Here is a 23,736-nt window from a genome sequence, read left to right on the forward strand (position 1 = left end):
CGGAATCCGGGAGGACGCGCGCTGCATACAGCATCAGCTGTACGACTTCAACCGAGCGGATTTCCGAGCGTCTTCAAGGATCACCCCGCATAGTCGAAGTCAGCGTCCGCCGAACGGACACGGCCGATCCCGGACGTTGCGCAGGCGCCGGCGGCTCATCCGCGATGCAGCCCTGCGGTGAGCGTCGCCATGTTGCATCGCACAGGGCAGGCTCGTATCGCTGCCATCGATATCGATCAGCGGATTCGGCCCCCGCGGTGACGCGCGCGGCCCTTCCGTCGCCGGACGAACGATGCTCATGACCCCCGACAAGCTCTCCCTGCCCAAGGACAAGATCCGCGTCCTGCTGCTCGAAGGCATCAACGACAGCGCCGTCGCGCTGATGCAGGCCGCCGGCTACACCAACCTGACCCGGCTGCCGAAGGCGCTCGACCGCGAGGCGCTGCACGAGGCGCTCCAGGGCGTGCACATGGTGGGCATCCGCTCGCGCACGCAACTCGACGCCGCGGCGTTCGAGGTGGCGGACCGGCTGCTGGCGGTGGGATGCTTCTCGGTCGGCACCAACCAGGTCGACCTGGAGGCCGCGCGCCATCGCGGCATCCCGGTGTTCAACGCGCCGTTCTCCAACACCCGCTCGGTCGCGGAGCTCACGATCGGCGAGATCGTGATGCTGCTGCGCCGGATCGTGCCGCGCTCGGTCGGCGCCCATGCCGGCCGCTGGGACAAGTCGGCGGTGGGCTCCCTGGAGGTCCGCGGCAAGACGCTGGGCATCGTCGGCTACGGCAATATCGGCACGCAGCTCTCGACGCTGGCCGAGGCGATGGGCATGCGGGTGCTGTTCTACGACCACACCGACAAGCTGCGCCACGGCAACACCGAGCCGACGAAGACCCTGCACGACCTGCTCGGCCAGTGCGACGTGGTCTCGCTGCACGTGCCCGAGACGGAGGCCACCGCCAACATGATCGGCGAGGCCGAGATCCGGGCGATGAAGCCCGGCGCCTTCCTGATCAACAACGCCCGCGGTACCGTGGTCGATCTGGACGCCCTCGCGGCGGCCTTGCGCGACGGCCACCTCAAGGGCGCCGCCATCGACGTCTTCCCGGTGGAGCCCGGCTCCAACGCGGAAGCCTTCGTGAGCCCGCTCCAGGGGATCGAGAACGTGATCCTGACGCCGCATATCGGCGGCTCGACGGAAGAAGCCCAGGAGCGGATCGGCGCCGAGGTCGCCCGCAAGCTCGTGGATTATTCCGATATCGGCTCGACGGTGGGCGCGGTGAATTTTCCGCAAGTGCAATTGCCGGCGCGGCCGACCGGCACCCGCTTCATCCATGTCCAGCGCAACCTGCCGGGCATGCTCGGGCGCCTCAACGACGTGTTCTCCCGCGGCCACGTCAACATCGCGGCGCAGTTCTACCAGACCGACGGCGAGGTCGGTTACGTAGTGCTGGAGACTGACGCCACGAACGCCGACGCCGAGGCGCTGCTCACCGAAATCCGCGCCATCCCGGGCACGATCCGGGCGCGCCTGCTCTACGAGCGCCGCTGAAATCCGGACGATTTCATCCCGGCCGCATCGAACGCAGCCCCTGTTGCCGCGTTCGCCTTGCGCGGCGGCGCCGGGCGCTGTTCAAGTCACGCCCGGCCGCTTTGCTGATGGATCGGCCGATCGGCGGAGGATGTGCGGTGACGAAGCGTATTGGATGCGGATTGGCCGGCCTCGTGCTCGGTCTGGCCGGGACGATCTCGATCGTCTCCGATGCGTCCGCGGATTGCCTGCGCCGAATCTACAACCGCTCGACCTACACGCTGGTCGCGCGCCAGGACGGCGGTCCGCCCGCGACCCTGCTGCCGGGCCAGTCCCTGCCGGTGCGGCTGTCGCGGCCGGGCCAGATCGCCGTCTCGGCCTATTGCGGCCTGCCCGATGCTGGCGGCAGCCCGGTCGCTCAGGCCAGCTTCGATTACGAGGCCGTGCTCGACCGCTGCTTCGTCCGGTTCGGGAGCGATGAATTCTTCGCGACGCAGCTTGGCCGCGGCTTCTTCGGGACGCAAGAGACTGCGCCGTTCACGGTCAACAACCCGAAACAGGGCGATATCGTGCTCGGCCCGTCGGCTCTTCCCGCCTGTCCGGTGCCGGGCGCTGTGCTCAGCCGACACGGCTGAACCTCAGAGATAGTGCCGGAAGACCACGCGCTTGTCTTCGGCGGCGCCGGGTGGCGGCGCCTGGACCGGTGTCAGGAACGGGCTCGCGAGCCGCAGCGCGATCAGGCTGAGGCCCGCGAGCGCCGGGGCGAGATATCGGAGCGGGCGAGCAAGCATAGACGCCTCCGTCGCGACGATGCCGACTCAGGACCTGACCTGAGCGCAGCCCTGGCGCGTTCCCGAAGCATCGCACCGGACCGCCCATTCCGGCGTGCCGAAGCACACATGCGTCACCGTAAGCCGGCGCATCGCCGCCGCCCATCAGACAAAGGGCCCTCGCGTACCCGGTTACGGTCGTCCGATTGCGTCCGCGGCATCGCTGGCGTGGGTCGCGGCACACTCCTATGGTGCCCCTCTACGGGGGGCTTCGCCGCGCGCATCGCGACGCCGCACCCCGTCGCCGAACCAACAGCGTGAACAAGGACGCGCGTATGCTGACCCAGACTGGCAACCCGATCCTGCGGGAGGATCTCGGCGTCGAGGAGACCATCGAGTCCGACAACATTGTCCGGTGGGATGGCGAGCGGCTCTACGTCGAGCAGGACGTGTTCCACAACGGCCAGCTCGTCCATCGTAAGTACCGCCGCACCGTGTCCGAGCCGGTGGCGCAAGCGCTCTGGGCGATCATCAACCGCGCCAAGCAGTGAGTTTCTGCGCGTAGGACCCGCCCAAGCAAGCGCGGGTCACGATCGGGGACGGCGGCGCGCTCGCCCTCCCCGGCAGTCTCTCAGAGCCGCGTCATGCAGCCGGCGCTACGCGGCCACCGCGTTGAGAGGCGAGGCAGCCGAAAGCGGTTCGGTTTGCAATGCGTCGAGCCGGCAATGCGCGTTGTCGAAAGCGCTCCGCACCGTTGCGCTCGCATCCTCCACGGCGACCAGCACCGCCAGCTTCTGGGCCGTGGCGCGATCCGCGATGCTCCGGGCGGCCGAGAGCAGGGACTGCTCCAGGCTCTGGAATTCGGCCGCCGCCTCCTTGCCCGTCTCGCGGGTGGCTGCCGCCAAGCGCTCGAGCGCCGCCTCGAGGGCATGACGCAGGACAAGCGTGCGCACGCGCTCCTGAAGGAGCGCCCTCTCGTCGAGTTTCATCGGAATGGGTCCGCGACTGGGAACACCGAGAAGATCTCATACTTCCCCGGACCCTGCAGCCACCTTTTTGCAACAGCGCAATACAGTTTTTCGGTCTGCGCGGCGATGCGCGAGGATCTAGTTGGTATCCAGCCCCTGAGATCGTCTGACTTTTATCTAATAAATTCGAAGATTTAACGCGTTATTTATGCCGTTTCGAGGTAATTAGACTTCAATCCGATGCCTGTTGAGGCGCATCTGGAACGTCGGATTCAAATAGAAGGTGGATGGTCACGGTATTGTCGCAACCGCGCGGTGGCGTACCGATCAGATCGAAATGCCCGGTGGAACCGACGGACTGGTGGAACGAGGCGAAGCTGAGCCGTTCAGAGCCTGTTCGCCCGCGTGATCGCAGTCGCAAAGCGGTCAAACGGTTTCGGGGCGGATCAAACGGCCCGGCTCATCATGGTGAGCGCAGCGAAACAACCCAATCATGCGCTGCTCTAGGTTTCGGATCGGTGCCCTCTGCGGTGCCTATTGGCAACTCTAACGATATTCAGTCTCGTCCGACAGACTGAGGTTCGGGGGCGCACGGGCCCGTCGAGCCGATCATCAGTACGGCGTTCCGCTTTGGCGCCGCCCGCGCAGGGCCTCCGCATACCAGTCCAACTCGTCCAAGAACTTGGCGGTCGCCGTCTCGATCCAGGCATCCGTGGGCGTGCCGTCCTGGTCCAGTACCTTCTGAAGGCGCGGGATCGGCAGGAGCGACGGAATGCTGGGCATGCCCAGTTCTGCGAGCATCGCCCGGAGCGGCATCGCCGCGCGGACGCCGCCGAACTGGCCGGCCGAGTAGCAGCAGATCGCCGAAGGCCGCCAGTAATACTCTTCGAGGAAGTGGTCGAGGGTGTTCGACAAAGCCGGTGGGACACCGTGATTGTACTCCGCCGAGACAACCAGAAAGGCATCCGCGCCGCGATAGAGTTCGGCGAGGCGCTCCAGCGGCTCCGGGGCGGTGCCGGCCGGGTATTCCTTGTACATCCGGTCGAGGAGCGGGAGGCCCAACGCGGCGGGATCGACCAGCGGGGCGACGTGGCCGCGCGCTTCCAGCCGGGCGATCAGGAACCGCGCCACCCGGATGCCGATGCGGTCCGAACGGACGCTGCCGAGGATGACCGGGACGGTGAGAGGCATGGCGATCTCCGATCAGCCCGATCAGGTCTTCGACGTGGCCGTGAGTGCGGTGGCGGCGAGCCCCGCCGGTCCGGTGGTCGCGTAGGCGGCGATCGCCTTCGTGACCTGTTGCAGCAACGATTGCAGTCCGTCCTCGATCCCGCTGGACGCGGTCGTGTCGCCGGTCGACGTGCCGCTGGTCGCGGTCGCGGCGGCGGTCGTGCTGCCGCTGTCTGATTGGCTGGGATCCGTGGCCTCGGGGGCACGGGCGTGATGGCCGTGATGGTGATGGACCGGGGCCGCGTCTCCGGAGGCCTGGCCGTCGATCGAACCGGCGCCGGACGTGGATCCATCCGTGGCGCTCGACGCGCTCGTGGACGCCGCCAATCCGCCCTGGGCGTTGATCTGGCTGTAATCGGATTGCACCTGCAGCAGCGAGGCCATCAGGTCGCTCGACAGCGCCGGGCTGGAGGTCGTGCTGCCGGAGGAGGTCGTGGCACCGGTGCCGGCCGAATTGCTGGCGCCCTGGCTCGCCGAGGCGAACGCGCTCGCGTCGGTCTGCTGCGCCGAGGCGGCCCGTGTCTGCCGCAGGGCGCTGATGAGGTCTCGTTGGAGGCTGCTGCTCGTGACCGAACCGACCGACATGATACGTCCTCGCGAAGTTCCTGTGCGGGAGCAAGCACGGCGCGGTCCAGAATTTTCCCTGTAATTTCAAAGGCCCGGATGGGCGACGGGCTGGCATGATCGGCCGCGCGGCAGATTTTGCCGGTTTGAGGTCGGCCTCGTGCTCCGCGCGGCCGATCCTCACGCGATCCTTATAAGATCGCCCGCCTCTCCGTCTCGAACCCTAACGCGGTTCCAGCCCACATTCCGTCTCGACCGGGATCGGTCGCGGCATGGCCGCGGCCCGCCCGCGAACCGACGCGGATTCACCATGCTCGACCTCATCTTCATCGCCGCAGGGCTGGCCTTCTTCGCCTTGAGCGAAGGCTACGCCGTCCTCTGCGACCGCCTGTGACGAGGGGCCCCATGACCCTGGACCTGACCCTCGGCGCCCTCGTGACCCTCGGGCTGCTTGGCTACCTCACCTACGCCCTCGTCCGCCCCGAGCGGTTCTGAGCGGCACGGACGGACCCCTCTCATGACCCTCAACGGCTGGATGCAGATCGCGCTGTATTGCGCGGTCGTCTTGGCGCTGGTGAAGCCCCTCGGGCTCTACATGACGCGCGTGTTCAACGGCGAGCGCACCCTGCTCTCGCCGATCCTGGCGCCGGTGGAGCGCGGCTTCTACCGCGTCGCCGGCATCGACGCGCGCCAGGAGCAGCACTGGCTCGCTTATGCGGGCGGCGTGATCCTGTTCCACGTGCTCGGCTTCGCGCTGCTCTACGCGATCCTGCGGCTGCAGGCGCTTCTGCCGCTGAACCCGGCCGAGCAGGCCGCCGTGGCGCCGGACCTCGCCTTCAACACGGCGACGAGCTTCGTCACCAATACCAACTGGCAGTCTTACGGGGGCGAGACCACGCTCTCGTACCTGGCCCAGATGCTGGGGCTGACGCACCAGAATTTCCTGTCGGCCGCAACCGGCATCGCCGTCGCGGTCGCACTGATCCGCGGCTTCGCGCGGGCCTCCTCCGGCACGATCGGGTCGTTCTGGGTCGATGTCACCCGGGCCACCCTCTACGTGCTGGTGCCGCTCTGTATCCCCTACGCGCTGTTCCTGGTCTGGCAGGGCGTGCCGCAGACGCTGGGCGCCTCGATCGACGCGACCACCCTGGAGGGGGCCAAGCAGAGTATCGCGATCGGCCCGGTGGCGAGCCAGGTCGCGATCAAGATGCTCGGTACCAACGGCGGCGGCTTCTTCAACGCCAACGCCGCCCACCCGTTCGAGAACCCGACCGCCCTGTCGAACTTCGTCCAGATGGTCTCGATCGTCGCGATCGGCGCCGCGCTCACCAACGTGTTCGGCCGCATGGTCGGGGACGAGCGCCAGGGCTGGGCGATCCTCGGCGCCATGGGGATCCTGTTCCTGGCGGGCGTCCTCGGCACCTACTGGGCCGAGGCGCAGGGCGGCTCCGTGCTCAACGGCCTCGGATTCGCCGGCGGCAATTTCGAGGGCAAGGAGGTCCGCTTCGGGATCAGTACCTCGGCGCTGTTCGCGGTGGTCACCACGGCGGCGTCCTGCGGGGCGGTCAACGCCATGCACGACAGCTTCACGGCGCTCGGCGGCATGATCCCGCTGATCAACATGCAGCTCGGCGAGGTCGTCATCGGCGGCGTCGGCGCCGGCCTCTACGGCATGCTGGTCTTCGTGATCGTGGCGATCTTCGTGGCCGGCCTGATGGTCGGGCGCACCCCCGAATACCTCGGCAAGAAGATCGAGGCGCGGGAGGTGAAGATGGCGATGCTCGGCATCCTATGCCTGCCGCTGATGATGCTCGGCGGCACCGCGCTGGCGACCGTGCTGCCGGCGGGGCTGGCCGGGCCGGCCAATGCCGGACCGCACGGCTTCACCGAGATCCTCTACGCCTACACCTCGGCGGCGGCCAACAACGGCTCGGCTTTCGGCGGGCTCACGGCCAACACCCTGTTCTACAACAGCACGCTCGGCCTCGCGATGCTGGTCGGCCGGTTCTTCGTGAAGATCCCGGTGCTGGCCATCGCGGGCTCGCTGGCTGCAAAGAAGACCCTTCCGGCGTCGGCCGGCACCTTCCCGACCCATGGCGGCCTGTTCATCGGGCTGCTCGTCGGGGTGATCCTGATCGTCGGCGGGCTGACCTTCTTCCCGTCCCTGGCGCTGGGGCCGGTGGTCGAGCACCTCGCCGGCGCGGCCGGCCAGACCTTCGCGACAGGGGGCTGAGATGCCGCGCACGCTCCCGACCCGGCGGATGCCGCGCCATCACCTGCTGCTGCACCGGTCGCCGCCGCCCCGGCACCGGACCGGCGCGCCGCCGCCGCGGACCTCCGACCTCGTGCTGGCACTGCTCGCCGTCCTGCTGCTCGCCGCCTTCGCGCTGATGGCGGCCTGCGCGCTCACCGCGGGCACCGCCCCCTGACAGCCCGAGGCGCGCCCGCGCCTCCCCTCTTCGGACAAAACATCCATGTCCCGCCAGACCACCTCCCTGTTCAGCCCCGCCCTCGTCGGGCCGGCGCTCGTCGGCTCCCTCAAAAAGCTCGATCCGCGCGCCATGATCCGCAACCCGGTCATGTTCGTGGTCGAGGTCGTGGCCGCGCTCACCACGTTGCTGTTCATCCGCGATGTCGTGTCCGGCGCCGGCGACCTGTTGTTCTCCGGCCAGATCATCCTGTGGCTGTGGTTTACCCTGGTCTTCGCCAACTTCGCCGAGGCCCTGGCCGAGGGCCGCGGCAAGGCCCAGGCCGACAGCCTGCGCCGCACCCGCACCGAGACGATGGCCAAGCGCCTCACCGGTTTGGGCGAGAGCTACGAGACCGTCCCGGGCACCAGCCTCAAGGTCGGCGACGTGGTGCTGGTCGAGGCCGGCGACCTGATCCCCTCCGACGGCGAGGTCATCCAGGGCGTCGCCTCGGTCAACGAGGCCGCGATCACCGGCGAATCCGCCCCCGTGATCCGCGAATCCGGCGGCGATCGCTCGGCGGTGACCGGCGGCACGCAGGTGCTTTCCGACCAGATCCGGGTGCGGATCACCGCGGCCGCCGGCTCGACCTTCGTCGACCGGATGATCGCCCTGGTCGAGGGCGCCTCGCGGCAGAAGACCCCGAACGAGATCGCCCTGAACATCCTGCTCGCCGGGCTGACCCTGGTGTTCGTGTTCGCGGTGGCCTCGATCCCGAGCTTCGCGTCCTATGCCGGCGGCGCGATCCCGCTGATCGTGCTGGTCGCCCTGTTCGTCACCCTGATCCCGACGACGATCGGCGCCCTGCTCTCGGCGATCGGCATCGCCGGCATGGACCGGCTGGTGCGCTTCAACGTGCTGGCTTTGTCGGGCCGGGCGGTCGAGGCGGCGGGCGATGTGGACACGCTGCTCCTCGACAAGACCGGCACGATCACGCTGGGCAACCGCCAGGCCACTGAGTTCCGGCCGATCTCCGGCGTGACCGAGGCCGATCTCGCCGACGCCGCCCAGCTCGCTTCGCTCGCCGACGAAACCCCGGAAGGCCGCTCGATCGTGGTGCTGGCCAAGGAGACCTACGGGATCCGCGCCCGCGACATGGCCGGCCTCAATGCGACCTTCGTGCCGTTCACCGCCCAGTCGCGCATGAGCGGCGTCGATCTTGACGGCGTCTCGATCCGCAAGGGCGCGGTCGAGGCAGTGATCGCCTCGGTTTCGGCGCAGCCGATGGCGACCCGGGGCTCGAACGCCGCCCTGGCCTATCAGCCGGAGGCGGAGCCCGACTCCGTCGCCGAGATCCGCGCCATCGCCGAGACGATCGCCAAGGCCGGCGGCACGCCGCTCGCGGTGGCCCGCGACGGCCGGCTGCTGGGCGTCGTCTATCTCAAGGACATCGTGAAGGGCGGCATCCGCGAGCGTTTCGCGGAGCTGCGCCGGATGGGCATCCGTACGGTGATGATCACCGGCGACAACCCGATGACCGCCGCCGCCATCGCCGCGGAGGCCGGGGTCGACGATTTCCTCGCTCAGGCCACCCCGGAGGACAAGCTGGCGCTGATCCGCGCCGAGCAGGCTCAAGGCAAGCTGGTCGCCATGTGCGGCGACGGCACCAACGACGCCCCGGCGCTGGCCCAGGCCGATGTCGGCGTCGCCATGAACACCGGCACGGTGGCGGCCCGCGAAGCCGGCAACATGGTCGATCTCGACAGCGACCCGACCAAGCTCATCGAGATCGTCGGCATCGGCAAGCAATTGCTGATGACCCGTGGGGCGCTGACCACCTTCTCCATCGCCAACGACGTGGCGAAGTACTTCGCCATCATCCCGGCGATGTTCCTCGGGCTCTATCCGCAGCTTCAGGCGCTCAACGTCATGGGCCTCGCCTCGCCGCAGAGCGCGATCCTGTCGGCGATCATCTTCAACGCCCTGATCATCGTGGCGCTGATCCCGCTCGCCCTGCGGGGCGTGACCTACCGCGCGGTCGGCGCCGCCGCGCTGCTGCGCCGGAACCTGCTGATCTACGGGCTGGGCGGCGTCCTGGTGCCGTTCGCCGCCATCAAGGCGATCGACCTCGCCGTCACCGCCCTGCACCTCGCCTGACCCGGTCCCCTCCTGAATCGGTCCCTTGGAGACCCGCCATGCTCAACCAGCTTCGCCCCGCCCTGGTCCTGCTCACCGTCCTGACGGCGATCACCGGCCTCGCCTACCCGCTCGCCGTCACCGGCCTCGCCGGCCTGATCTTCCCGGCCCGCGCCGCCGGCAGCCTGATCGAGCGCGACGGCCACGTGGTCGGCTCCAGCCTGATCGGCCAGAACTTCACCGGGGCCACCTACTTCCACGGCCGACCCTCGGCTACGAGCGCCCCGGACCCGGCCGACCCGTCGAAGACCGTGCCGGCCCCCTACAACGCGTCCAATTCCTCGGGCTCCAATCTCGGCCCGACCAGCGCCGCGCTGGCCGAGCGCGTGACGGGCGACCGGGATGCGCTGAGGGCGGAGAATCCCGGCCAGCCCGTCCCGGTGGACCTCGTCACCACCAGCGGCTCGGGCCTCGACCCGGACATCTCGCCCGACGCCGCCTTGTTTCAGGTGCCTCGGGTCGCCAAGGCACGCAACCTGCCGGAGGATCGCCTGCGCCAGCTCGTCGCCGGGCAGAGCGAGGGGCGCCTGTTCGGGCTGATCGGCGAGACGCGTGTCAACGTCCTGGCGTTGAACCTTGCGCTGGATCGGCTGGATGGGCGTTAAAGTGTCATCCCGGACGATGATTGGCAGATCTTAGAGGAAGGTCATAAATCAACAAGATCTACGAGATGTCATCAACGATCCGATATCAGTGACAATGCACGTATGGCCGGAGCGCAATCAGCTTGATCGTGTAAATGTTTTACGGCGGGGCATCGGACGCTCGTGGCAGCTATCCTTGTTATGGTCCGAGAAGGGTGCTTCTGAGTGAAGCGCAGTCCATTTTCCCCGGCAATGGCAGGACAACGCATCCCTGGGCTGGGCATCCTGCTGGTGTCGCTGCCAATCCTCGTCATTGCCCATCACGCGGCGGTGCTCCCGCACGAGTATGGTCACTCGGTCGCGGCGTGGCTTCTTGGCCTGAAGGCTACGCCCGGTTCGCTGCGATGGGGACCGCCTACGCTTGTGAACGCCCTCACCCTCCATGGGATCGGCGAGAACGTGGACTACGCCCGCTCTTTCGCCGCCGGACGGGGCGCGGCGGTCGCGCTCGTAGCTGCCACGGGACCGCTGTTCGTGAACGGCGGCGCCTACCTCTCGGCTCGTGCCGTCCTGCCGCAGGCGCTGCCTCGTCTCCCCTGGCTTGGAGGACTATTCCTCTACTGGTTCTTGTTCATGAACCTCGCCAACGTCTTCGACTACGTGCCCATCCGGACGTTTGCACAGGGCGACATCGGCCACTTCTGCCAGGGCCTCGATATCCCCTCATGGGTCGTCTGCGCCGTCCTGACGCCGCTCGTGCTAGCTGCGCTCCTTGATCTCTATCGCACCGTGCTACCGAGCCTATACAGGATGCTGGATTTGCCGTTGTTCGCGCGATTTGCGACGCATATCCTCACAACGAGCTTGATGTTCGGGTACTTCGGCCTCGCAGGCCTGCACACGAGCGATACGAACTCGGCGCACCTCTCGTTGCTGTCGCTCGCCTGCCTGCCGGTTGTGCTCGTGATAGGTTGGCCCCGCCGCACGTGGTCGCGAGCCAAAACAGACGCGGCGACCTCGTCTCTACGGGCGGTTTGAACTTACGTAAGGGACTCCAGCAACCCTTTCCCGCGCCTTATCCATCGCGTTTCGATTCCAAAAAAACCATGCCCGAGACCGGCCGCGATCCGACCCGTCCGACCCCTGAGGCGCTGCTCGAAGCGGCGCGCCGGGAGGCGCGAACCCGCGGCCGGCTGAAGGTGTTTCTGGGGGCCGCCCCCGGGGTCGGCAAGACCTACGAGATGCTCACCATCGGCCGCGCCAGGGCCAAGGCCGGCACCGACGTGGTGGTCGGGGTGGTCGAGACCCACGGCCGGGCCGAGACCGAGGCCTTGCTCGACGGGTTCAAGGTCATCCCGCGCCGGGCTGTCGCCTATCATGGCACCACCCTCGACGAGATGGATCTCGATGCCCTGCTGGCGCGCCGGCCGGCCCTGGCTCTGGTCGATGAACTCGCCCACACCAACGCGCCGGGATCCCGCCACCCGAAGCGCTACCAGGACGTCGAGGAGCTGCTCGACGCCGGCATCGATGTCTACGCCACGCTCAACATCCAGCATGTCGAGAGCCTCAACGACGTGGTGGCGCAGATCACCCGTATCCGCGTCCGCGAGACCGTGCCGGACGGCATCCTCGACCGGGCGGACGATATCGAGGTGGTCGACCTCAACCCGGACGACCTGATCCAGCGGCTCAAGGACGGCAAGGTCTACGTCCCGACCAACGCCGAGCGCGCCCTCAAGCACTACTTCTCCCGGGGCAACCTCACGGCCCTGCGCGAACTCGCCCTGCGCCGCACGGCGGACCGGGTCGACGACGAGCTCCTCAGCCACATGCAGGCCAACGCCATCGCGGGGCCCTGGAGCGCCGGCGAGCGGGTGCTGGTCTGCATCAGCGCGGATCCGCGCGCGGCTGGCCTCGTGCGCTACGCCAAGCGGGTGGCCGACCGGCTGCACGCCCCCTGGACCGCCCTGTTCATCGAGGCGCCCCGCGCCGGCAGCCGCAGCGAGGCGGAGCGCGACCGGATCGCCGAGACCCTGCGGCTCGCCGATAGGCTCGGGGGCGACGCCGTCACCCTGCCGGGCGGCCGGCGCGTCGCCGACGACATCCTGGCCTATGCGCGCTCGGCCAACGTCAACCACATCGTGGTCGGCAAGGCCGCGCGCTCCTGGATCTTCGAGCTGGTGAACGGCTCGGTGGTCCACGATCTCGTGCGTCGCAGCGGCAACATCAGCGTCCACGTGGTGCCCGGCGAGGCCGTGCCGGCCGAGACTCCGTCGCGCAGGCCGGTGGCGACCGCCGCCCCGGCCGCGACTTTCGCCCCCGGCCCCTACCTGATGGCTCTGCTGGCGACCGCGGCGGCGCTCGGCGCGGCGCTGCTGCTCCAGCCTTATACCGGCATCGAAAATGCCGACCTGATGCTGCTCACCGGCGTGGTCGCGGTGGCCGTGCGCTGGGGGCTCGGGCCGTCGCTGGCGGCGGTGGTGGCTGCCTCGCTCGCCTACAACTTCTTTTTCCTGCCGCCGGTCTACACCTTCACCATCGCCGACCCGACCAACGTCGCGGCCTTCCTGCTGTTCACCCTGGTCGCGGTGCTGGTCTCGAACCTTGCCGCCCGCGCCCGCCGGATCGCGCTGGTCAGCCAGGGGCGGGCCAAGTCCACCGAGCGGCTGTTCGGGTTCTCGCGCAAGCTCGCGGGCTGCGGCACCCTGGACGACGTGCTCTGGGCGACCTGCGCGCAAGTCGCCGCCATGCTGAAGGTCCGGGTGGTCCTGCTGCTGCCCGACGGCAAGGCCGTCACCGTCCGGGCCGGCTACCCGCCGGAGGATATGTTGGACGCCGCCGATCTCGCGGCGGCGCAATGGGCCTTCGACAACGACAGGCCGGCGGGCCGCGGCGCCGATACCCTGCCGGGGGCCAAGCGGCTGTTCCTGCCGATGCGCACCGGGCGCGGCACGATCGGGGTGATCGGCCTCGACGCGGACGGTGCCGGCCCGATCCTGACCCCCGAGGGGCGTCGCTTGCTCGACGCGCTCGCCGATATGGGCGCGCTCGCCATCGAGCGGGTGCGGCTGGTGGAGGATCTCGACCGGGCCGAGCGCGCCGCCGAGACCGACCGCCTGCGCCAGGCGCTCCTGACCTCGATCAGCCACGACCTGCGGACCCCGTTGGCCTCGGTACTCGGGGCGGCCACCACCTTGCGCGACCTGGACGCCGACCTCGCCCCCGAGGCCAAGGCCGACCTGCTGGCGACGATCATCGCCGAATCCGAGCGGCTGAACCGCTTCATCGCCAACCTGCTCGACATGACCCGCCTCGAAGCCGGCGCGGTGGCCCCGAACCTGGCCCCCCAGGACGTCGCCGAGATCGCCGATACGGCGCTACGCCGGGTCGAGGCGATATTGGCCGACCATCGCGTCGTGGTCGATCTGGCCCCCGACCTGCCGACGCTCCGGCTCGACCCGGTTCTGGTCGAGCAGGTGCTGGTCAACCTCCTCGACAACGCCGCCAAATACGCCCCCGCGGGCTCGACGGTCACGGTCCGGGCCCGCCGGGAGGGCGGCCGGGTGCGGCTGGAGATCCTAGACGAGGGCGACGGCCTGCCGGAGACGGAAATCGAGCGCGTGTTCGACAAGTTCTACCGGGTGCGCAAGGGCGACCGGGTCCGGGCCGGTACCGGGCTGGGGCTCGCCATCGCCCGCGGCTTCGTCGAGGCGATGGGCGGCACCGTCACGGCCGGCAACCGGCGCGACCGCCTCGGCGCCGTCTTCACCGTGACGCTGCCGGTCCCGGCCCGGACCACGCCGAAGGACATCGCCGCATGAGCCCGACCATCCTGGTCATCGACGACGAGCCGCCGATCCGGAAGCTGCTGCGCACGGGGCTGTCCACCCAGGGTTACGCGATCCTGGAGGCGCCGAACGCCGCGACCGCCCTGGAGGTGCTCGGCCGCGACCGGGTCGATCTCGTCATCCTCGATCTCGGTCTGCCGGACATGCGCGGGCACGACCTGCTGCGGACGATCCGGGCGCGCCATCCGGAGCTGCCGGTGGTGGTGCTGTCGAGCCGCACCGACGAGGGCGGCAAGGTCGAGGCCCTCGATCTCGGTGCGGACGACTACGTGACCAAGCCGTTCGGAATGGCCGAGCTGCTGGCCCGCCTGCGCGCCGCGCTGCGCCACCAGCTCGCGGTCCAGGGTGAGCGCCCGATCTTCCGGCTCGAACGGCTGTCGATCGACCTCGTCCGGCGCATCGTGAAGGTTGATGAGGCCGAGGTGAAGCTCACGCCGCGGGAATACGATTTTCTGCGCGTGCTGGTGCTGCATGCCGGCAAGGTGCTCACGCACGCGCAGCTGATGCAGGCGGTCTCGGTCTCGTCCGACCCGCAATATCTGCGGGTCTACATGCGCCAACTCCGCCAGAAGCTCGAGGCCGACCCCGAGCGCCCGCGCCTCCTCCTCACCGAGACCGGCGTCGGCTACCGCCTGCGCGCGCCGGATGACGAGCCGACGCGGAGGCCGCCCGACGCGGGGAGCGGCGGGCGGCTCTCATAAGGCTGGGGTTGTCCCAGGCGGCATCAGAGCTGCAGCGCGATACGCTCGGCGGACACCTGCACGGCATCGGGGCGGTGACCGGTCTCGCCCACCGCGTAATCGAATGCGGCCTCCCGGCTCCGGAACAACCCGCCGGCCCGCCCATGGATCTCGATGGCGACCCAATGGCCCTCGGGATCCTGCCCGACGATGAACCGGGCGGTCTCTCCCGCCGGGGCGATGATGTGGACGATGGGCGACATCGGATGTCTGGGGTTGCCGCGATCCTCCGGGGACCGCGCGCTCAAACTGGGCCGGGGCACATCAGGGTTCGAGCAGCAAACCGGGCCGATCACATAAGTGTCCCGTTAGGATCGCCCGCGGGGGACAGCCGGAAGCCGCCACAACCGGCGTTGCCGCGTCTGTTCACAGAGATAGTGGCTCGCGCTGCCGCGACGCCGATCTCGCCCGACCCGTGAATTTCGACGCTGATTGCGTGCTGGGTCGTTTCTCGGCGCATGTCGCGACCTGGCAATATCCAGTCGCGCTACGATTATGTTGTCATCGATAAAAAGGACACAAGCGCCATGAATTGATTAAAATGATTCTATCATGTCGGTTGTAGAACAAATTAAGTCTTAAGCGATCCACGCCCGGCTTGTCTTGAGCATCGATCCGAGATTTGTTGCCCCTTATCGACTGCGGGATGAGATCCATCGGTAAGGGTGTCGGCAATGGCGCGCGTCGTCTCGTTTATTCTACTTCTATCGTCATTGATTTTATTTTCTATCTCGGTCGCAGACCATATCGATCATTGTCCAACCGAAAGGAATGACACTTCAAGTTCGCTAAAATATCGATGAGGGGATTCGGTGCGACTGTGTCGGGACCGAGCGCCCAGGCGCGGCGATCCGCGGCTGCGCAGGTAGCGTGCCGCTGAACCACGCAGGAGGTGGGAAGATCAGGGTGAGGACAGATTTCGGCGCCGGGGCCCGAATGGCCGCCACACGAAGGTGTCACCTTCGCCGCTTCAAGGGCCAGATGATACTGGGATAAGCGATGGCTCCCCGAGCAGGACTCGAACCTGCGACAAGGCGATTAACAGTCGCCTGCTCTACCAACTGAGCTATCGGGGATCACGAGCGGGTCTCTACACACCGGAATCGCGGGACGCAAGACCCTGATTGGCGCGATCGACGCACCTCCCGAGCGCGTGCCCTCTGTGAACCGCTCACTTGGGTGTTTTGCCGGCGCTTAACCAGCAGAGGTGTTGCCTCGCTGCAACAAGCGGTTCGAGGCCCTGGCCGCATAGAGCATGCAAACGTCATCGGGTCGGATCCGGCGTACGGGTTCCGGTGCGATGCAGCGGGGTCATCCTGCCGTCGCGGCAGCCGCTTAGGGATCGGGCGGCCGAATGCAGCGCTGTCCGATGCCGGCCCCAACTCGTCTCGATCCAAAAGGCCCGTCCGCTGTGCCCACCGTTCATGCCGCGGTCCTCGACCGGCGATACGCGGACATCCGGCGCGATCGGGATCCTCGCGTGGGATCCGGCCGCGTCGGCTCGCTCGCCTCGTCCCCGGAGGCCGGGCGCGGGTGCGGGATTGCGACGGCACCCATGAGGCGCGCGCGCTCGACCGCGAGCGCGGGAGCCGCGTGCCTGACTGCATCGGCCTATCGCTGATCGGGTTCCTGATCGCCGCCGTCGCGGCGCGCGTGATCCTGGCGCATTCCCTTTGAGATGGCCCGATCGCGCAATCGGGCAGCGGGCCCGGACCGCGAAGGTCAAGTTTCACGGTGCCAAGACGATACGATGATCGAAGATTTCGAGCGCAATTTTTGTACTCCTGGTGCGCATTTTGTCTTCGTGATGATCAGCTAAAGTTCAGATACTGAAGTATAAATGATATGCGTTTGCCGGCTATATTTAACACGGGCGCAAGCGTTGCTATAGTACGGCCCCGTCCATCGATTCTCACGGAACCCGGTTTCCTCCTCATGCGCATCTCTCTCGGCCTCAAGCTGGCGGCGGTCGTCGGCCTGCTGGGCTTCGTGGCGGTCGGCATCTCGGCCTTCGCCATTCGCCAATCCCTCTGGGAGCAGGAGCGCGCCGCCGCCACGGACAAGATCTGGAACGCCGGGCTCCAGGCCGGTGCCTTGGGCCAGGCGATCGAGCATGCCGTGGTGCAGGCCACCGCCCTCTACACAGCCGACGACACCACGGAGGCGCGTACGCGCCTGTCCGCCCTGCACGACGCCCTGGCGGCGGTGGAACAGGTCCGGGTCCCGTTCCTGGAGGCGATGGAGGATCAATTGCCGCCGGACCGGCGCCGCCGGTTCGACCTGTTCGTGAAGGAGTTCGTCGCCTACCAAACCGACACGGCCGAGCTGGGCCTGACGATCTCTCCTAAGGCCGCCCTGATCCAGGCCACCGACGAGGCGACCGTGAAGAACCGCGAGCACATGGTCGCGGAGATCGGCCTGCTCGGACGCGAGGTGCTGGCCCGCCTCAACGAGCGCCGCGCCGCCGACGCTGCGGATCGCCGCAAGGCCCGCCTGGCGCTGATCGCGGTGCCGGCCGTAGCGCTCGCTTTCGGGCTGCTCGCGGCGATCTGGATCATCTTCACGCAGGTCCGGCGGCCGCTCGACCGGCTGAAGGCCAGCATGACCGCCCTGGCCGCCAACGATCTCGGCCGCACGATCCCGTTCACCCAGCGCCGCGACGAGATCGGCGAGATGGCCGCCGCCATCGCTGGCTTCCAGACGGCCCTGATCGAGAAGCGAAAGCTCGACGCCGACGCGCAGACGCGCCGCGACCGCGACCGCGTCCGGGCGGAGCAGCTCGCCGCGGCGACCCGGGCTTTCGAGGGGGAAACGCACCGCGCGGTGGCGGACCTCGCCGGATCGGCGGACTCGATGCAGGAGGCGGCCGCGACGCTGACCGGCACCGCCGGGGACATGGCCGCCCGGGCCGTCGTGGTCGCGGGGGCCTCGAGCCAGACCGCCGGCATCGTCGACAGCATCGCCAGCGCGGCCGAGGAGTTTGCGGCCTCCGCCCGGGAGATCGAGGCGCGGGTCCGGCACACGAGCGAGATCGCGGCCACGGCCCTCAGCGATACCAAGCAGCTGGAATTCACGGTCTCGAGCCTGTCGCAGGCGGCGGCCGAGATCGACGCGGTCGTGACCCTGATCCGTACGGTCGCCGAGCAGACCAACCTGCTCGCCCTCAACGCCACGATCGAGGCGGCCCGGGCCGGGGCCGCGGGGCGCGGCTTTGCCGTGGTGGCCGCGGAGGTGAAGGCGCTCGCCGGCCAGACGGCGCTGGCCACCGACCGCATCACCGGGCAGGTCGGGGCGATCCAGGGCGCCGCGTCCAACACCGTCGACGCCATCGCGTCGATCGGCGAGACCATCGCCCGGATGAGCTTGATCGCCTCCGAAGTGGCCCAGGCGGCGGACCAGCAGGGCGCCGCCAGCCAGGAGATCGCCCGCGCCATCGCGGATGCGGCGACGGATTCCCACAAGGTCTCGGAGAGCGTCGGCGGCGTGCGCGCCGCCGCTGCGTCCAACGAGGTTCAGGCCGAGCAGGTGCGGGGCAGCGCCTCCCGGGTGAGCACCGGGACCCGGACCCTCCAGCAGGCGATCGAGACCTTCCTGGGTCAGGTGCACGCCGCCTGAGACGCCACGCGCCACGCCGCATGGTGGCAGCAGGAAACGCGGCTTGCATGCGGTCGGACCGTGAGGATCGAAAACCGTGGATGCCCGATCGGACGTCCACGGTTCATGGGCCTTCCCAAGAAGTCTGGCAGGCCGCGCCGATACGAAACCGGTCCAGTCCGGTCGACGCTGATCCCACCCGCGCTCGCCTCCCGTATCGCCAGCATCGGCGCCCCTCGAACGCGGCCTTCGGAGACCCTTGCGATCCCTGGCGGAGTCTGTCGAGGGTGATGCTGTGGGTCACTGTGTCATGACGCGGTCGAGGATGGAGCAAGCGCGTTTCGGTGCGCGCTGACGCGCTCGCTTGCGCCGAACCGGCAAACGCTTCCGTGGCGCGCGCAAGCGGATACAACTGAACAGTCCGGCCTCGTTCGCCGCCACCCTGTCGCGCACCGCCTCGACCCGCGGTGCGCCGGTTGATCCCGGTCGCCTGCGCAGGTGAGCGAACCACGCTGCTCGCTTCGTCGGCCGTCATCCCGATTGCCGCATCTCTGAACACAAAACTCAAAGGCGTAAGACGCGGATGTTTCTGTTTCCGCTTTCTCATTCGGTATCTTTTGTTTGACTGCTCAAATAAACGACTCGGGTAAATATTGTAAAGGAACAACCTTCAAAAATTAGCGGATATTTATAGATTCGGCGCTCAAGTATTGACAACTTTGACGTGTATTGACGGCTAAAATCTTTACCGGTATCTCTATAGGTGCGATGAAATCAGCCTAGACGCCCTGACTTGCCTGCCCATGTCTGCATTGCCGATCGCCGGTCCCACGGCGTTGTCCCGTCATCGTCGCTCTCACCGATCAAGTCGGGCTGAGTTTCGGCCCTGCGGATAGCTCGTCCGCATCGTTCCTGGCGATCCGAGCCACGTTCGACGGTGGCTGTGGGGCGCTTCCCGAAGACCGGACTGGCTTCCCGAGGGATCACCGCATCGTCTCGGGACTGCATATTCACCCCTCGACACATTGCATTGCGGCGACGCCATCGCGCGTCGGTACGATTGAGAAGGCCCTTGTGTTCCAGATGCGCAATTCTTTCGGCCTGAAGCTCGCCGCGGTTGTCGGCCTGCTGGGCTTCGTGGCGGTCGGCATCTCGGCCTTCGCCGTCCGGCAATCGTTGTGGGAGCAGGAGCGTGCTGCCGTCACGGACAGGATCTGGAATGCCGGCCTCCAGGCCGGGGCACTCGGCCAGGCGATCGAGCACGCGGTCGTGCAGGCCACCGCCCTCTACACCGCCGAAGACACCACCGAGGCGCGCACACGCTTGTCCGCATTACAGGAGGCCTTGGCCGCGGTGGAGCAGGTCCGCGTCCCGTTCCTGGAGGCGATGGAGCACCACCTGCCGCCGGAGCGCCGGCGCAAGTTCGACCTGTTCGTCAAGGAATTCGTCGCCTACCAGACCGAGACGGCCGAACTCGGCCTGACGATCTCGCCGAAGGCGGCCCTGATCCAAGCGACCGACGAGGCGACGGTGAAGAACCGCGAGCGCATGATCGCGGAGATCGGCTCGCTCGGTCGCGAGGTGCTTGCGCGTCTCAACGACCAGCGCGCGGCAGGCTCCCTGGAGCAAAGCCGGGCCATCGTCGCGCTGATCGTGTTGCCGGCCGTGGCGCTCGCCTTGGCGCTGGTCGCCGCGATCTGGATCGTCGTCGCCCAGATCCAAAGACCCCTGGCGCGGCTGAAAGCTGCCATGCAGGCCCTGGCCGCCGATCGGCTCGACGAAGCGGTTCCGTTCACCGATCGGCAGGACGCGATCGGCCAGATGGCCCACACCATCGCGGCGTTTCAGGCGGCGATGATCGAGAGGCGTACCCTCGATGGCGATGCGCGGGCGCGCAATGCCCGGGACCTCGTCCGGGCCGAGCGGCTGGCCGCGGCGACCCGGGCCTTCGAGAGCGAGACCCATCGCACGGTGACGGATCTCGCCGCCCTGGCGGAGGCCATGCAGGCCTCGGCCGACGCGCTCTCGGGCCTCGCCGGCGAGACGACCGCGCAGGTGGCCGTCGCCGCGGAGGCGTCCGACCAGACCGCCGGCGTCGTCGTCAGCATCGCCGGTGCCGCCGAGGAATTGTCGGTCGCGGCCCGGGACATCGAGAGCCAGGTGCGGCACACGAGCGTGATCGCGTCGACGGCGCTCTCCGACACGCAGGGGTTGGTGGCGACGGTGACGGCCCTCGCGCAGGCGGCCGACGAGGCCGGGACCGTGATCGCGTTGATCCGCGCGGTCGCCCAGCAGACCAACATGCTGGCCCTCAACGCTACGATCGAGGCGGCGCGCGCCGGTGCGGCGGGCCGCGGCTTTGCCGTGGTCGCCACCGAGGTCAAGAACCTGGCGGCGCAGACCGCGCAGGCGACCGACCGCATCGCCCATCACATCGGGGCGATCCAGGCGGCGGCCGCCGACACGGTCGGGGCGATCGGCTCGATCGGCACGGTGGGCCAGACGATCGCGCAGATGAGCTCCATCGCCTCCGAGGTCGCGGTGGCGGCGGACCAGCAGGGGCAGTCGAGCCAGGTGATCGCCCGGGCGATCACCAGCGCGGCGCTGGAATCCCGAAAGGTCTCGGACAGCGTGGCGGGCGTACGCGCCACCGCGGCCTCGAACGAGCAGCAGGCCGAGCATGTCCGGAGCAGCGCCCTGCAGGTGAATGCCGGCACGCACAGCCTGCAACGGGCGATCGAGACGTTTCTGGCCCAGGTCGCGGCAGCCTGATACGGAAGCCGGCTGAATCGCTGGGACTGCTGTCCTGGGTCGTCATTGCGAGCGCAGCGAAGCAACCTAGGGACGCGCCACATCTGGGGATCGCGCGCTGCACTGGGTTGCTTCGCTATGCTCGCAATGACGGCGTCGGGCGTCGCGAAGTCTTTAGCGGGAAACCAATGACGCATCATCGCGCAATCGATGCCGGCCGTTCGGCGCGACGTTCTGGACGGGCCGTATGACCGTTGCTGACACCCGCGTGATGATCGCGATGGCGTTCAAATATGCAAAAAATGGAGGCCTCGCCCGGAATCGAACCGGGGTGCAAGGATTTGCAGTCCTCTGCGTAACCACTCCGCCACGAGGCCCCTCGTCGCGACGCCGAGGCGTCGCCCTCGGAGCCTGGCGGCCGGCTCCGGGTGGGCGTCTCTAGCAGAGGTGGGCGGCGGCAGGCAACGGCCGGTATGCGGCTTCTACGCAGGAATATGCGGGTCGATGGCAGTCGTGCCGGTCTTCGATGGGGCGGCGGACCCGTCAGCTCTGCCAGACCCGGGGCATCGGCCGATCACGGTAGCGGGCCAGGACACGGGCAACGAGGCTGCGCAAGGGACCGACCCCGTCCGACAGTGCGCGGATGGCGAGGTGGCCGTTCCAGGCACTTGCGGCGGCTTCGATTCCCGGCGCGGCGGCATCTTCCAAGAGAGCGCGGGCTTCCTCCAAGCGCCCCTCTGCGCCCGCGGAGACGTCCAGCAGGGTCGCGCAGGCCCGGGCGCCGCCGCCGATCGCCGGCCGGGCCAGGAGATCGGAGATCGGGCCATCGAGAAACAAACTGTCGGCGTAGACGAGCCGGCCGGCCCGGCGCACGCGCCAGGCATCCGCGAACAGGCCGTCCGTGATCCGCTCGCCTTGGGCGGCGCGCCCGAAGGCCACGATCTCGACGGCGAGCAGGGCGGCGCCCTCGGCCAAATCCGCCTCGAAACGCCGCCGCACCCGGGCGCGATCGAACAGGATCGTCTCCTGCGGCAGCCAGGCCAGTCGGGCCCCCTCCCCCAGGGTGACGCGGTTCTCGATCCGGCTCACCGGCCCGTCCGAGCGATAGATTTTTTCGGCCGCCGTGGTGGTCAGCACGAGGTCAGCCCTCGGGGCGAGATCCAGGGCGATCGTGAAGGCATCGCCGCACGCGACCCCGCCCGCGGTGTTGACCAGGACCGCCTCCAGCGCCCCCTCCCCGCGCGGGAAGCGCAGCCTTGACGGGCCGGATTCGGCAAGATCCAGGATCCGGGTCGGGCCGGCGCCGCCGACCGGCCCGGCGCGCAGGTGGACGCGCCCGTTCGACCGCTGGCGGGCCGGTGCCTCGGCTGGGTCGTGAGCGTCCGCTTGGCCGCCCGCCATCAATGGCGGCCGTTCTGATCGCTCGACACCGCTTCGATCGCCTGCGTCGGCCGGTCCAGGATGCGCCGGCCGAACAGGCTCGCCACCAGCTCGACCAGCACCCGGGCGCTGCGACCCCTGTCGTCGAGGAACGGGTTCAGCTCGACCACGTCGAGGGACCGGACCAGCCCGGAATCGTGCAGCATCTCCATGATCAGGTGCGCCTCGCGGAAGGTCGCGCCCCCCGGCACGGTGGTGCCGACGCCGGGGGCGATCGACGGGTCGAGGAAGTCCACGTCGAGACTGACATGCAGATGCGCGCCGTCCCGGGCCACGCGGTCGAGCACGCGCCGCAGGGGCGCGACGACACCGAACTCGTCGATGGTGCGCATGTCGGTGACGCCGACCCGGCGGGCCGTCACCAAAGCCCGCTCGCCGGCGTCGATCGAGCGCAGTCCGAACAGGTGGACGTGCTCCGGCGGCAGCGGGGCCGGCGCCGGCTCGGCGAACAGCCTGGGGAAGCCCGGCTCGCCGCAGAGCGCCGCCAGAGGCATGCCGTGGACGTTGCCCGAGGGCGAGGTCTCGGGCGTGTTGAAATCGGCATGGGCGTCGAGCCAGAGCACGAACAGCGGCCGGCCCTCCCGGGCGCAGTGGCGCATCGCCCCGTCCACCGAGCCGAGCGACAGGCTGTGGTCACCGCCGGCGGCGAGCGGTATGGACCCCGCCCCGAGAGCGGCCTCGACCGCCCGGGACAGGGCGCGGGTCCAGGCCGCGACGGCGGGCAGGCCCCGTCCGTCGGCCGGCCCGTCCGGCGCGACGTCGCCGTGATCGACCACCGCGTGGCCGAGATCGGACAGGGCCCGGGCGAGGCCGGCCGTACGGAGCGCCGCCGGGCCCATGAGCGCGCCGGGCTCGCTGGTGCCGACCTCGATCGGAGCCCCGATCAGCGCGATCCGGCGCGCCTCGTCTCGGCTGGTCTGGCTCATCATCCGGTCCCCTCGGTCCAGGTGGAGGTCTTCGGTGAAAATCTTGGCGCTTCCCCAATGCTCTAGGCGGAGTCGCCTGGGCAGGCCACCGATTCGCGCCCACGCGTCCCGATCGCCAGCAAGCGCCGGGCCCGAGCGTCCATGAGCGCGGTCGCGGCGGCTGGGCGGAGCCGTCCGGCGCGCAGA

At 68.6% G+C, this 23,736-nt stretch carries 21 protein-coding genes and 2 tRNA genes; 14 read left to right on the top strand and 9 right to left on the bottom strand.

Annotated elements, in window-relative coordinates; all coding sequences use genetic code 11:
• Positions 1-298: 298 nt before the first annotated feature.
• Positions 299-1,549, top strand: a complete 1,251-nt coding sequence (gene serA, locus MKL09_RS17765) for a phosphoglycerate dehydrogenase (protein WP_244022354.1) — start codon at positions 299-301, stop codon at positions 1,547-1,549.
• Positions 1,550-1,686: 137 nt separating this feature from the next.
• The gene (locus MKL09_RS17770; protein ID WP_244022243.1) at positions 1,687-2,163 is read left to right on the top strand and encodes a hypothetical protein; all 477 of its coding nucleotides are present in this window, start codon (positions 1,687-1,689) and stop codon (positions 2,161-2,163) included.
• A 3-nt stretch (positions 2,164-2,166) separates the two neighbouring features.
• Here the strand turns inward: MKL09_RS17770 and MKL09_RS17775 are convergent, their stop codons facing one another.
• Positions 2,167-2,319: a hypothetical protein gene (locus MKL09_RS17775; protein WP_244022245.1), complete on the bottom strand. Its 153-nt coding sequence runs from the start codon at positions 2,317-2,319 to the stop codon at positions 2,167-2,169.
• A 314-nt stretch (positions 2,320-2,633) separates the two neighbouring features.
• Here MKL09_RS17775 and MKL09_RS17780 point away from each other — a divergent pair, with 314 nt between their 5' ends.
• Entirely contained in the window at positions 2,634-2,849 is a 216-nt protein-coding gene (locus MKL09_RS17780) for a hypothetical protein (protein WP_244022247.1), read from the top strand.
• Positions 2,850-2,954: 105 nt separating this feature from the next.
• On the opposite strand, the gene MKL09_RS17785 is transcribed toward MKL09_RS17780, so the two are convergent.
• From MKL09_RS17785 to MKL09_RS17795, 3 genes are all read right to left on the bottom strand, one after another.
• Entirely contained in the window at positions 2,955-3,287 is a 333-nt protein-coding gene (locus tag MKL09_RS17785) for a hypothetical protein (protein WP_244022249.1), read from the bottom strand.
• A 591-nt stretch (positions 3,288-3,878) separates the two neighbouring features.
• Positions 3,879-4,457 carry an NADPH-dependent FMN reductase gene (locus MKL09_RS17790; RefSeq protein ID WP_244022251.1) on the bottom strand — a complete coding sequence of 193 codons (579 nt, stop codon included), beginning with the start codon at positions 4,455-4,457 and terminating at the stop codon, positions 3,879-3,881.
• Positions 4,458-4,478: 21 nt separating this feature from the next.
• Positions 4,479-5,081, bottom strand: coding sequence for a cell wall anchor protein (locus MKL09_RS17795; protein WP_244022253.1), 603 nt, complete (start codon positions 5,079-5,081; stop codon positions 4,479-4,481).
• 384 nt (positions 5,082-5,465) lie between these two features.
• On the opposite strand from MKL09_RS17795, the gene MKL09_RS17800 reads away from it, so the two are divergent.
• The 8 genes from MKL09_RS17800 to MKL09_RS17835 all read left to right on the top strand — a co-directional run bounded on the left by MKL09_RS17800 (position 5,466) and on the right by MKL09_RS17835 (position 14,800).
• Positions 5,466-5,555 (top strand): K(+)-transporting ATPase subunit F, encoded by a 90-nt coding sequence (locus tag MKL09_RS17800; protein ID WP_036267122.1) that lies wholly within the window; start codon positions 5,466-5,468, stop codon positions 5,553-5,555.
• A gap of 22 nt (positions 5,556-5,577) precedes the next feature.
• Positions 5,578-7,293 carry a potassium-transporting ATPase subunit KdpA gene (kdpA, locus tag MKL09_RS17805; RefSeq protein WP_244022255.1) on the top strand — a complete coding sequence of 572 codons (1,716 nt, stop codon included), beginning with the start codon at positions 5,578-5,580 and terminating at the stop codon, positions 7,291-7,293.
• Position 7,294: 1 nt separating this feature from the next.
• Positions 7,295-7,489, top strand: coding sequence for a hypothetical protein (locus MKL09_RS17810; RefSeq protein ID WP_244022257.1), 195 nt, complete (start codon positions 7,295-7,297; stop codon positions 7,487-7,489).
• A 45-nt stretch (positions 7,490-7,534) separates the two neighbouring features.
• Positions 7,535-9,625 (top strand): potassium-transporting ATPase subunit KdpB, encoded by a 2,091-nt coding sequence (gene kdpB / locus MKL09_RS17815; protein WP_244022259.1) that lies wholly within the window; start codon positions 7,535-7,537, stop codon positions 9,623-9,625.
• A 38-nt stretch (positions 9,626-9,663) separates the two neighbouring features.
• Positions 9,664-10,269: a K(+)-transporting ATPase subunit C gene (locus tag MKL09_RS17820; RefSeq protein ID WP_244022261.1), complete on the top strand. Its 606-nt coding sequence runs from the start codon at positions 9,664-9,666 to the stop codon at positions 10,267-10,269.
• A 204-nt stretch (positions 10,270-10,473) separates the two neighbouring features.
• Positions 10,474-11,286: a hypothetical protein gene (locus MKL09_RS17825; protein WP_244022263.1), complete on the top strand. Its 813-nt coding sequence runs from the start codon at positions 10,474-10,476 to the stop codon at positions 11,284-11,286.
• A gap of 68 nt (positions 11,287-11,354) precedes the next feature.
• Positions 11,355-14,072 carry a sensor histidine kinase gene (locus tag MKL09_RS17830; RefSeq protein WP_244022265.1) on the top strand — a complete coding sequence of 906 codons (2,718 nt, stop codon included), beginning with the start codon at positions 11,355-11,357 and terminating at the stop codon, positions 14,070-14,072.
• Entirely contained in the window at positions 14,069-14,800 is a 732-nt protein-coding gene (locus MKL09_RS17835; protein WP_244022266.1) for a response regulator, read from the top strand. Before MKL09_RS17830 ends, MKL09_RS17835 begins: the two co-directional genes overlap by 4 nt.
• Positions 14,801-14,823: 23 nt before the next feature.
• On the opposite strand, the gene MKL09_RS17840 is transcribed toward MKL09_RS17835, so the two are convergent.
• A complete protein-coding gene (locus MKL09_RS17840; protein WP_244022268.1) occupies positions 14,824-15,042 on the bottom strand; it encodes a hypothetical protein in 219 nt (72 codons plus the stop codon).
• 797 nt (positions 15,043-15,839) lie between these two features.
• Positions 15,840-15,915 (bottom strand) — tRNA-Asn (locus tag MKL09_RS17845).
• A gap of 457 nt (positions 15,916-16,372) precedes the next feature.
• On the opposite strand from MKL09_RS17845, the gene MKL09_RS17850 reads away from it, so the two are divergent.
• The 3 genes from MKL09_RS17850 (at position 16,373) to MKL09_RS17860 (ending at position 21,205) form a co-directional block, all read left to right on the top strand.
• The gene (locus tag MKL09_RS17850) at positions 16,373-16,516 is read left to right on the top strand and encodes a hypothetical protein (RefSeq protein ID WP_244022270.1); all 144 of its coding nucleotides are present in this window, start codon (positions 16,373-16,375) and stop codon (positions 16,514-16,516) included.
• A gap of 258 nt (positions 16,517-16,774) precedes the next feature.
• Entirely contained in the window at positions 16,775-18,454 is a 1,680-nt protein-coding gene (locus MKL09_RS17855; protein WP_244022272.1) for a methyl-accepting chemotaxis protein, read from the top strand.
• Positions 18,455-19,516: 1,062 nt separating this feature from the next.
• Complete coding sequence (locus tag MKL09_RS17860; RefSeq protein ID WP_244022274.1) at positions 19,517-21,205, top strand: methyl-accepting chemotaxis protein; 1,689 nt, start codon at positions 19,517-19,519, stop codon at positions 21,203-21,205.
• 282 nt (positions 21,206-21,487) lie between these two features.
• On the opposite strand, the gene MKL09_RS17865 is transcribed toward MKL09_RS17860, so the two are convergent.
• From MKL09_RS17865 to rocF, 3 genes are all read right to left on the bottom strand, one after another.
• Positions 21,488-21,561, bottom strand: a tRNA-Cys gene (locus MKL09_RS17865).
• Between the two features lie 166 nt (positions 21,562-21,727).
• Positions 21,728-22,585: an urease accessory protein UreD gene (locus tag MKL09_RS17870; RefSeq protein WP_244022276.1), complete on the bottom strand. Its 858-nt coding sequence runs from the start codon at positions 22,583-22,585 to the stop codon at positions 21,728-21,730.
• Entirely contained in the window at positions 22,585-23,553 is a 969-nt protein-coding gene (rocF, locus tag MKL09_RS17875) for an arginase (protein ID WP_244022278.1), read from the bottom strand. The genes MKL09_RS17870 and rocF overlap by 1 nt, the downstream gene beginning before the upstream one ends.
• Positions 23,554-23,736 lie beyond the last annotated feature (183 nt).

The organism is Methylobacterium sp. J-048, from assembly GCF_022829515.1.
GTDB lineage: Bacteria > Pseudomonadota > Alphaproteobacteria > Rhizobiales > Beijerinckiaceae > Methylobacterium.

Coding starts and splice junctions, on each gene's coding strand:
- kdpA (WP_244022255.1), top strand. CDS start 5,578: ATGACCCTCAACGGCTGGATGCAGATCGCGCTGTATTGCGCGGTCGTC.
- MKL09_RS17870 (WP_244022276.1), bottom strand. CDS start 22,585: ATGGCGGGCGGCCAAGCGGACGCTCACGACCCAGCCGAGGCACCGGCC.
- MKL09_RS17800 (WP_036267122.1), top strand. CDS start 5,466: ATGACCCTGGACCTGACCCTCGGCGCCCTCGTGACCCTCGGGCTGCTT.
- MKL09_RS17785 (WP_244022249.1), bottom strand. CDS start 3,287: ATGAAACTCGACGAGAGGGCGCTCCTTCAGGAGCGCGTGCGCACGCTT.
- MKL09_RS17855 (WP_244022272.1), top strand. CDS start 16,775: ATGCGCATCTCTCTCGGCCTCAAGCTGGCGGCGGTCGTCGGCCTGCTG.
- serA (WP_244022354.1), top strand. CDS start 299: ATGACCCCCGACAAGCTCTCCCTGCCCAAGGACAAGATCCGCGTCCTG.
- MKL09_RS17840 (WP_244022268.1), bottom strand. CDS start 15,042: ATGTCGCCCATCGTCCACATCATCGCCCCGGCGGGAGAGACCGCCCGG.
- rocF (WP_244022278.1), bottom strand. CDS start 23,553: ATGATGAGCCAGACCAGCCGAGACGAGGCGCGCCGGATCGCGCTGATC.
- MKL09_RS17775 (WP_244022245.1), bottom strand. CDS start 2,319: ATGCTTGCTCGCCCGCTCCGATATCTCGCCCCGGCGCTCGCGGGCCTC.
- MKL09_RS17810 (WP_244022257.1), top strand. CDS start 7,295: ATGCCGCGCACGCTCCCGACCCGGCGGATGCCGCGCCATCACCTGCTG.
- MKL09_RS17795 (WP_244022253.1), bottom strand. CDS start 5,081: ATGTCGGTCGGTTCGGTCACGAGCAGCAGCCTCCAACGAGACCTCATC.
- MKL09_RS17820 (WP_244022261.1), top strand. CDS start 9,664: ATGCTCAACCAGCTTCGCCCCGCCCTGGTCCTGCTCACCGTCCTGACG.
- MKL09_RS17780 (WP_244022247.1), top strand. CDS start 2,634: ATGCTGACCCAGACTGGCAACCCGATCCTGCGGGAGGATCTCGGCGTC.
- MKL09_RS17830 (WP_244022265.1), top strand. CDS start 11,355: ATGCCCGAGACCGGCCGCGATCCGACCCGTCCGACCCCTGAGGCGCTG.
- kdpB (WP_244022259.1), top strand. CDS start 7,535: ATGTCCCGCCAGACCACCTCCCTGTTCAGCCCCGCCCTCGTCGGGCCG.
- MKL09_RS17835 (WP_244022266.1), top strand. CDS start 14,069: ATGAGCCCGACCATCCTGGTCATCGACGACGAGCCGCCGATCCGGAAG.
- MKL09_RS17790 (WP_244022251.1), bottom strand. CDS start 4,457: ATGCCTCTCACCGTCCCGGTCATCCTCGGCAGCGTCCGTTCGGACCGC.
- MKL09_RS17860 (WP_244022274.1), top strand. CDS start 19,517: ATGCGCAATTCTTTCGGCCTGAAGCTCGCCGCGGTTGTCGGCCTGCTG.